This window comes from Candidatus Hydrogenedentota bacterium (assembly GCA_012523015.1).
In the GTDB taxonomy this organism is placed as follows: domain Bacteria; phylum Hydrogenedentota; class Hydrogenedentia; order Hydrogenedentales; family CAITNO01; genus JAAYBJ01.
The window spans coordinates 1-9751 of sequence record JAAYJI010000013.1; the positions used below are offsets into that span (position 1 = coordinate 1).

9 protein-coding genes are annotated in these 9751 nt (G+C 52.8%); all 9 read right to left on the minus strand.

What is annotated here, in order from left to right; translation table 11 throughout:
• Positions 1–650, minus strand: a 650-nt coding sequence (gene hydE / locus GX117_00675; GenBank protein NLO31860.1) for a [FeFe] hydrogenase H-cluster radical SAM maturase HydE, incomplete at its 3' end; no start/stop codon positions are given.
• Positions 651–781: 131 nt separating this feature from the next.
• Positions 782–2029 carry a [FeFe] hydrogenase H-cluster maturation GTPase HydF gene (gene hydF, locus GX117_00680; GenBank protein ID NLO31861.1) on the minus strand — a complete coding sequence of 416 codons (1248 nt, stop codon included), beginning with the start codon at positions 2027–2029 and terminating at the stop codon, positions 782–784.
• Positions 2029–3486 (minus strand): aspartate ammonia-lyase, encoded by a 1458-nt coding sequence (locus GX117_00685; GenBank protein ID NLO31862.1) that lies wholly within the window; start codon positions 3484–3486, stop codon positions 2029–2031. The genes hydF and GX117_00685 overlap by 1 nt, the downstream gene beginning before the upstream one ends.
• Before the next feature lie 349 nt (positions 3487–3835).
• A complete protein-coding gene (locus GX117_00690) occupies positions 3836–5308 on the minus strand; it encodes a prepilin-type N-terminal cleavage/methylation domain-containing protein (protein ID NLO31863.1) in 1473 nt (490 codons plus the stop codon).
• Positions 5292–5690: a prepilin-type N-terminal cleavage/methylation domain-containing protein gene (locus GX117_00695; GenBank protein NLO31864.1), complete on the minus strand. Its 399-nt coding sequence runs from the start codon at positions 5688–5690 to the stop codon at positions 5292–5294. The genes GX117_00690 and GX117_00695 overlap by 17 nt, the downstream gene beginning before the upstream one ends.
• 11 nt (positions 5691–5701) lie before the next feature.
• On the minus strand, positions 5702–6766 hold the full coding sequence (locus GX117_00700; protein NLO31865.1) for a prepilin-type N-terminal cleavage/methylation domain-containing protein: 1065 nt from the start codon (positions 6764–6766) through the stop codon (positions 5702–5704).
• A gap of 166 nt (positions 6767–6932) precedes the next feature.
• Positions 6933–7832, minus strand: coding sequence for a prepilin-type N-terminal cleavage/methylation domain-containing protein (locus GX117_00705; protein NLO31866.1), 900 nt, complete (start codon positions 7830–7832; stop codon positions 6933–6935).
• 203 nt (positions 7833–8035) lie between these two features.
• Positions 8036–9277: a type II secretion system inner membrane protein GspF gene (gene gspF, locus GX117_00710; GenBank protein NLO31867.1), complete on the minus strand. Its 1242-nt coding sequence runs from the start codon at positions 9275–9277 to the stop codon at positions 8036–8038.
• A gap of 11 nt (positions 9278–9288) precedes the next feature.
• Positions 9289–9751 (minus strand): type II secretion system protein GspE (locus tag GX117_00715; GenBank protein ID NLO31868.1); only part of this gene is annotated, 463 nt, incomplete at its 5' end.

Here is a 9751-nt window from a genome sequence, read left to right on the forward strand (position 1 = left end):
AGCTCACGGAAGAGGGCGATATCCTTCGCCAAGCCCGTGTAATCTTGTCCCGGGATGCCGACCATAACCCCGCTGCCCGCCTCATAGCCCAATTGCTTGAGCCGTCGCAGCATGGCGATACGATCGCTCAATTCTTGTCGGTTTGTGGGCGGATGAATTTCATCGTAGAGTGCTCGATTCGACGTCTCAAAGCGCAGGAGATACCGATTGGCGCCCGCTTCGCGCCACGCGATCAAATCTTCGTCGGGACGCTCGCCCAAACTCAAGGTGACCGCCAAAGGCGTCTGCTTTTTGATCTGTCGCACTACACCGGCCAGCCACTCCGCTTTGATACCGTAATCCTCGCCCGATTGGAGCACGACTGTACCATACCCATAGGCGCACGCTTCTTTGACACAGCCCATAATTTCCGCTTCAGACATGCGGTAGCGTTGTAATTCGCGATGGTCGGAGCGCAGCCCGCAATAGGCGCAATGACGAATACAATAGCTGGAGATTTCTATCAGCCCCCGCAAATGCACCTCATCGCCCACGTACTCTTTGCGCGTCTCATTGGCGGCGTTCCACAAGTGCTGCAACCGCTCCGAATCCTCTTCGCGAAGCCACTGCTCAATCGTTTGGGTATGGAGATTTGTGCGGAGCTCATCCATGATCTATATCCTGTTTCCTGTGCCGGATCGTCCCATCGTCACGCACGCCGCTCAAACATCGACGATACGGGCCGGCTGTTGCTCCGAAACCGGCGGCGGAGCGCTGCCTTGCCTTTACTGAAACAGCGAGGTCAAGCATTATGTTCCGCTTCTTTTCGACGCAGCAGCTCCAAGGCATCGGGGAAGGGCTCCAGGGCACGCTCAAAAATGCCCAAGCTGAAAGCAATGGCAAGCCCGTAATTGGTCACGGGAACGCCCGCCTGCCTGCATTTCAAGAGCCGGCTTAACATGGCGCGCCGATTGGTCACACAAGCGCCGCAATGGATCACCAGCTGATAGGCACTCAAATCCATGGCGAAATCATGCCCTTGCACCGAATCAAATTGCAAGGGGCCGCCCACATATTGGGTCAGCCAGCGCGGGATCTTCACTCGGCCAATATCATCTTCAATGGGATGGTGGCTGCACGATTCGGCAATCAAGACGCGGTCATTGGGCTTCAGCGAATCAATGGCCAATGCCCCCGCCACCTGGGTCACGAGATCGCCGCGAAAGCGCGCAAAGAGAATGGAAAAGCTCGTCATGAGCACCGATTTCGGAGTTACCTCAGCCACTTTCGTAAACGCTTGCGAATCCGTGATCACCAGCTTGGGCGGTTCTTTTAATTTCACGAGCGTATCGCGCAGCTGCACATCTTTGGTCACGACACAAGAAGCGTTGTTGTCAAGCAGATCGCGGATACTCTGGACCTGCGGCATAATGAGCCGCCCCTTGGGCGCCTCCTTATCCAAGGGCACCACCAGAACTGCCAGCTCATCGGCCCCGACCAAATCGCCGAGCAGACTGGGCTGCTCCACATAATCGGCAGGAGCCACGTCCAAGAGCGCCTGCCGAAACTCGGGCAAGCCCTTGCCTTCGGTAAGCGTCGCCATGACCACACGCTGCACGTTGTCTTCGTCGATCAACGCGCCGACCAGCTGCGCCGAGGGTTCCGCCGTATCACATTTATTGAAGACCACCACCACGGGCACCTGGCGGCTGTGCAGTTCCTTGAGCAGTTCTTTTTCAAAATCCTGCCACTCGCCCGCCGCACAAACAATGACGCCCACATCAACCCGATCAAAGACGGAACGGCTTCGGTCGGAGCGCAGCTGACCTAAAGCGCCCATATCATCCAAGCCCGCCGTATCAATAAAAAGTACCGGGCCCAGCGGCAGCAGCTCCATGGCTTTTTCAACAGGATCCGTCGTTGTCCCTGCATATTCAGAGACAATAGAAACCTGCTGCCCCGTAATCCCGTTGAGCAAACTCGATTTCCCCACGTTGCGCCGCCCGAAAAGGCCAATGTGCAAACGCAGAGATTTGGGCGTGCTGCGCATCAATCCTTTTCCTTCTCCTTGCTTTCCACCTTCGGTTTATTGGTCCATGCCGCCGCTTCGGCGAGCATCAAGGCGTTGAAACCGGCAGCGGCAAGATATCCCGCTTCAATGACATGATCGCGAAGGGATACGCCCTTTTCCGCAGCGTCCTTCACCGCCTTATGGGCGCCTTCATAGCCCAGCACAGGAAGCAATATGGACGCCGTGGACAGCGCGACCTCCGCCTGTTCTTTACAGCGATCTTCATTGGCGGTAATGCCCTGCACACAGCGGGTGCGCAGCGTCTGACATGCCTGCACGAGCAGATCGATGCCATAGAGCAGACAATCCGCCGTTAAGGGCAAGAAGGCGTTCAGTTCTAAATCGCCCCGTGCACAGGCCTGCGTAATGGTGAGATCATAACCCATGATCAGAAAAGCCACTTGACTGACCGCTTCCGGGATAACGGGGTTTACCTTGCCCGGCATAATGGACGAACCTGCCTGCATGGGCGGCAAGTTAATTTCGCCAATGCCCGTATTAGGACCGGAGGACATGACCCGCAAATCGGTGGCGATCTTGAGCAAGGAGGAGGCACAGGTCTTTAACAGCCCCGACACCTCAATGAAAGCATCGGCGTTTTGCGTGGCGTCAACAAGGTTTTCCGCTTGACTAAATTCGAGGCCGCTCAATTCTTTCAGGTGATCCACAACCTGGGCGAGATAAGGCGGCGGCGCGCCGAAACCTGTGCCGATAGCGGTACCCCCAAGATTGACAGACAACAGCGCCGCTTCCGCAGCCCCCATACGCTGACAATCGCGCTGCACCACCGCAGCAAAAGCGCCCATTGTTTGTCCCAGCGTGGTAAGCACGGCATCTTGGAACTCGGTACGTCCCATCTTAATGATCCCGTCGAACTGCTGCGCCTTCTCGCAAAAAGCATCGTGGAGCATCTTCAATTGCCCTTCAAGGCGATGGATCAAGCGGATGACGGCAAGTTTCAAGGCGGTGGGGAAGGTATCGTTCGTCGATTGATGCCGATTAATATCTTCCAAGGGGGAAACCAGATCATAACGGCCCGGCGCTTTCTCAAGAAGCTGCAGCGCCCGATTGGCGATGATTTCATTCACATTCATGTTCGTGCTGGTGCCTGCGCCGCCCTGCAGGGCGTCCACAATAACGTGCTCGCTCAACAATCCCGAAGCCACTTCCGAACAAGCGCGAATAATCGCCTCGCTCTTTTCGGGCGCATCCTGCCAGACGCCGATCTGCTGATTGGCGCGGGCACAAGCTTCTTTAACCACGCCAAAGGCGATGATGAGTTCGGGATGAACGGGACGCTTCGCCAACACAAAATTTTGACGCGCCCGTTCCGTATGAATCCCATACAGGGCTTCTGCGGGAACGGGAAGTTCTCCGAGACTGTCTTTTTCAAGACGATGGGTCGCGCTGTTTACTGCGTCTTTATTTGCTTTCATGACTTTACTTTCTCTTTGAGTTCCGATTAAAAGGCGGCACGTCAACACTGCCGGGATGACGGCACACAAAAGATGAGGCCTTGGTACAGACCGCCGCACGGACAAAAGACTCCCGGAATACTGCCTGCGCGACTGATGAATGTAACAGCTGTTCACGCGTCTATCCCACAGTCTTTTCAAAGGGGGCGGCTTTTCTCAGCCTAAAAGCAGCCGGAGGAAAACGCGTTAACCGTGTTAAGAGAATTATACGCCAATTCTACCCTCTGATACACCTGTATCCGCTGAAAATTTCTTTGCCACAGCGGAATGGGCTGCCCGCAACACCGCTCGAGCGAAGCGGGAAAAGCGATTAGCGTACGGAACGGCTGCTGCGTTTATAGCCCGTATGCAGAAAAATCGTTTGAGAAAAACGATGAATATCCAAGGGCCCCCCTTGCGCGGAGGATTCATCTACCACCCAAAAACAGAGATCAAGAGAAACGGGCGAACGGGGCTGCAGCGGCGATCCTAAATCGTAAAACTGTCGATCCTCCATCATGACGGAAAGGGCATGATTCATGGCTTGCGGGTTAGACTGCACCTCATTGCCGATAATAAGACTGCTCAGCACCTGATAAGCGCCGGCGCCTTGTGCTTGTGCCATGGGGAAATCCAAATCATAGAGCGTGTTAAAGGTGGTCTTACGCTTGCCTCTTTCTTCCACCGCATATTTTAAGATGGGATCAAAATATCGGTAGTCGGCAGCACTGTTGAATAGATACGGATTCGGACCTGCCACAGGGACAAATTGTCCATCCTCGGTGATGATACGCTGCCCCGTTGCCGGATCAAGCAGAAAACTCATCATCACGAAATCCCGTGCCACCACATAGTCCCACAAAAACCGGCGATTCTCATCTTTTTCCTCATTCGGAAATTTAAGTCCCGAAGGTTTTTTGTGGTCAAACCAGAATCGATCCACATTCTCTGACCACCAAAGATTGCATAGATCCCAAGGTACAGAAGGGATTCCCGGACCTTGAAGCAATTGGATCCAATAGTGATTTTTTTCAGACTGTTCGATAAGCCGCTGCGTGGCAGCGGGAATACCAACCGTTAGCTGATCCATGCTATCGATGAGCGCCCACAGATATCGGGATAACAGGGGGAATTCTTGGCTAGAGGCACTTGAAGCATCGTTGAGCAATGTTTCAATACGGGACTGCGGCATATGGGATGCCAAAACAGGTTCCTTCAACCGCTCATCCTCGAGAACTCTATTGATCCACGGAAAATTATTGAGATTGGAAATACCGTCTTCGTAAACGCGAAGAAGGAGCCCGTAAATGATTTCCACTTCCAATTCGATATAGTCGCCGGTCAGATTATAATAAGCCCCCAGATCATAATAGCCCGGTGCAGCGGGGTTAGGCTGCGCCAGATACGACCAAGGCCGAAACAAGGTTATCTGTTCCCCGCGCTCGCTGGTTGGATCCATACGCGACGTATCCGGATGCACCACATAGCTTAGCCTTCCAAGCTCATTGTCCGACGAAATACCGACCATGGAAAAGCCGTAAGGCTCCCCATAAAACTTGAAGCCATCGGGATTGTTAGAGTACGAGAAACTACGCCTTACATCCCGTTCAATAACAGCAAAAACAGCTTGTGCATTTTCATAGACATCCATGGTGCGGTAGGAGCGCCGTACCGTATTGGTCACGCTCGTGAAAATGGTCAAGACGCTGCCGATCACCGCGACAAATATAGCCATCGACACCAGCAATTCCAAAAGGGTGAAGCCGTGCCGTGATTTATAGTTGTACTCAACGATCGGTGACATAAGTCGTGTAGTACTCCATCCGGTTATCCCATAGACGCAAGCCTAGGGTGACACGATACAATCCTCGGTTATATTCGCCCATGGAATGACAGGAAACGACCTGAGCTTGAATAAACTCCGATTCAAAGTGCTGCTCAGGGTTGACGAAAACAAGCTTGTTGTCGGCAAGCCAGTCAAAAAAGTTTTGGTTTGCATCGCTCGCTTTGATTTGGTTTAATTCAGTCTGCGCTGTCTTGCCCGCCACGCTGCGCAGATTATTGACGCGTTGTCTCTCCAAGGTCATGGGAAAGATCAGCAAAATGGACACGATACCGACGGCGACAATGACCAACGCCACCAGCACTTCCACCAAGCTGAAACCGCCGCGATTTGTGTTTTTCATGGTTACCGTGTTCATGATCCTAAATTCACTGCCCCCGTAGATTGATTGATTTCAATATAAATGCCCACAGGCAGATACTTATCCTCTCCGATCACCATCACGCGATCCTCCACCATCGCATCAGGTTCGGGCCCCACCAACATACGATAGCGCTCTTGATTAATTCGGCTTTTCAGACTTCCATCAGGCTTAAAAACATGGGCCATATGGGGGCGTATCAAGTCCCGTTGAATGTCCCACTCTCCCGATTCGAGCAGTTCTATGGACAACGGATAGGTGTACACCTGCGATATGCCGATTTGCGCCAGCCCCGAGCGAAACGGTCCCGTCGATCCGTCCCGCATCCACCGATCCATCTGCTGATTATAGTCCATCAGCATATCTCGTTTCTCCGGCGAATAATCATGTATCAGCCCCCAATCCATCTGATACACGGGCTCGGCGGCAAAAGTTAGTTCTTTCAATTCCTCTCCCTCTCCCTCGCCCTCGTCCTCAGGGTGAAGTATAGCCTCAAGCTCATACTCTGGTATTGGAAGGAAGAGCAAGAGACTATAGCCGTCGGGAAGGGGTTTTGGATCGCCCTCACCGCCGATAGGCACGAAGGTTCCGATTGCATCCCAAGACACAAGCTCCGCGCTTTGCGCGTTCATATCCCTGCCCACAATTACATCGTCGGGAAAATTGGGCCGCGCGTTAAAAGCATCGGGGATACGATACATTAAAGTGGCTGAACGGATGCTGCGCAGCGTCAAGGGCGCGTTTCCATCTGTCCGGATACTGTCCTCGATAACATTCGGGTGAGGAACGCCGTTAGCGTCGAGATTAACGGCATTGTCCAAACTATAAACGACGGCGGTTTCTACATTATAGGCCATCGCATAGACCCGTGCCGCCCGAAGCATGGTGTAAATGATCCGTGCTGTAGCGCGTACATCGTCTTTTGCGAAAAAAGTCGTTGCGAGAAGACCGATGCCCGTCAAAATACCGATAATCGTTATAACGACGAGCAATTCCACCAAGGTAAATCCCGGTCTTTTTCGAAGGGGCTTCTTGTATGGAAAGGCTTTAGATCTCACGGGTTACATCATCCTATTTCTGCAGCCAACAAAAGGCGGCACCGCTTTCGGCGCGCGCCACAGATTCTAACTCATAGACTGCGGCAAGAATCATCGTTGCGGCCGCAGGCTTCGACACGGCATGGCAGGTAATAACATCCTGCCATGCCGCCCCAAAAAAAGAATCTTATTGATAGAAGCGCTGCCAGCTCGTGCCGCTATCCCAGTTGTTAATATCGTCGCCGCCGCCAATAGAACCATCTTCATCTACATTGTACCAACCGTTGTCAGCATCCAATGGATCTTCTGCATAAACACCACGGTATAACATCTGGCTGTTCATGTTGTTATTGCCATAGGACCAGATATAGAAGGGTTTATTGGCTTCCGCAGGCAGACCGACACGGCTCGGCCATGTCTCATAGTCTTCAATGATGCCGGCAAAGACGTCTGCGATAAGGTCTTCGCGCACACCGCCTCTGAGCATGTACTCATCTTTCTTTACAGCGAAGTTGCTGGCTCCTGAGCCTGACGAAGCCTCTACACTAAAAATACGGAAAGGAATGGGCCAACGTTTGGGACTAACCAGACCGACTGTGGAAAAACGCCACGGACCCGGCCATATACGATAGACCTGACCCCAAGGATCTAATCCGACATCCATATAATTTGTGCCCAATTTCGCGAGCAGATCATGCTGCATAAAAGCTTGAACGTCAGACCCGGCACTGGAACGCAGACAATCACGGCCCATCCGAATCAGATCATAGGTAAGTCGGGTATAGAGATCAAGTGCCTTCTCGAACATTTCCGGATTGAAAAGGTTTGGATTGTCGGTCGTTGTGGGCCAAAAACCGGCTTCTGTAACCGCACTTTTTGCAAACAATTGGGTAAGATTGCCGCGCCCGGCATCGGTAAGAATAGCGGTCAAAGACAGCTGCATGCCGTTTACTTCAGAGACTGCCCGCGTCAGCCGTGCACGGGAAATGTATCTCACCACGTTGGGCACGACAATGGACGCGAGAATGGCGATAATCGCCATAACCACGAGCAATTCCACGAGAGTGAAACCTCTTTTACCTTTCATTACTTGTCCTCCTTTGACCGCCATCACGTTAAGCGGTTCATTAAGAATACCTGTCCAATTATTGTTCTTTATTTCAGTTATATTGCGGATACAGCACTCACTTTACAGTCACTGTAGCGCGCAGTACCTGCCTTATAAGTGTACCGCATTACGGGCTTAAAATGTGAACTAACTTCACAATAATCTTGATGTTCGGTTTCTTGTCATGTTCCTGAAATGGCATCGCCCAGCGAGAAAATGGGCAAATACAGCGAAATAACGATAAAACCGATTATACCGCCAAGAACAATGATAATCATGGGCTCCATCAACGAGAGCATATTTTCAACAGCCGCCTCAACTTCAGCATCATAAATATCGGCCACCTTGGAAAGCATGGCGTCCAAAGCGCCCGTCTCTTCGCCCACGTCAATCATGTTGACCACCATGGCGGGGAAGACCTTGCTTTCATCCAAGGGCGCGGCAATGGTACAGCCGTCCTGTACGCTGTCATAGACATTGTCCACCGTGTTTTGGATCACTTCGTTGGCAATGGTTTCGCGCGTAATTTTCAACGCCTGCAAGATGGGCACGCCCGAGGTAATCAAGGTACCCAGCGTACGTGAAAAGCGCGCCACAGCAACCTTGACAATCAAGTCCCCCACAAGGGGCACGCGCAGAATGACGCGGTCAAAGACGCGCTTCACCTGCTTTGATTTTGTCATGAGTTTAATACCGATGGTGATCCAACAAAAGATGGTGACGACAATCCACCACTTGTAGAGCACAAAGTCACCGGCATTCACGAGGAATTGGGCGGGCGCGGGCAGTTCCGCGCCAAACTCGGTAAAAATCTCCGCGAAGACGGGCACCACTTTCGCAAGCAAGAAGGTCACAATACCCATGGCGATGACGATCACCGCCACCGGATAGATCATGGCGCTTTGTACGCGCCGTTTCAGCGCCTGCCGCCGTTCCATGAATATGGCAAGACGCTGGAGTACTTCTTCCAACATACCGCCCACTTCACCGGCGCGCACCATGTTCACATAGAGCCGGTCAAATTGTTTGGGGTGTTTGGTCAGCGCCTCGGCGAAGGTAGCGCCGCCCTGAATGTCTGCCGACACTTCACGCAGAATATCGCGCATCTTCGACGCTTTCAGCTGTGCGATCAACACGTTGATACAGCGCAGCAGCGGCAGTCCCGCGTCAATGAGCGTGGAGAGCTGACGGGTCATCACCACGATTTCTTTGGCTTTGACGCCGCCGAAATAAAACTCGTTCATGCCCCCTTTGCCTTGGCGCAGCGCCCGCCGCTCATCGGCGCGCGTCGCTTCTTTGATATGCGTCGGGAAGAGCCCCAAACTGCGCACGTCGTTGAGTGCGAGGGCCTGTGTGTCAGCCATAATAATGCCGAACTGCTGCTTTCCTTCCCGATTCAAGGCTCTATACGCATATTTAGGCATAGCGATAACTCCTAATCTTCATAGCGGTCTGTTTTCGAGATGATTTCTGCAGGGCTTGTAATCCCTTGTACACACTTGATCAATCCCTCTTCGCGCAGAATGACCATGCCCTGTTTTTTGCGTGCATAGCGGCGCAGCTCGTGGGCCATGGCGCGTTCCAAAATCAGTTCCCGTACCGTCTCATCCACCAACATAATCTCGTATAAGCCCGTACGGCCCATATAGCCCACATAATCGCAGGCGGCGCAGCCTTTCGCACGGTAGAGCACAAATTTCGGGTCTTTGCGATAGGCGGCAGGCACACCGAGCTCATCCATCTCCTCCGCTTCCGGCACATAGCGCTCACGGCAGGCACGGCACAACACACGAACAAGCCGCTGTGCCAATACCGCCTCGAGGGAAGCCGTAATCAAGAAGGGCTCCACGTCCATATCGAGGAGACGGGTAATCGTTTCTGGCGCGCTGTTCGTATGG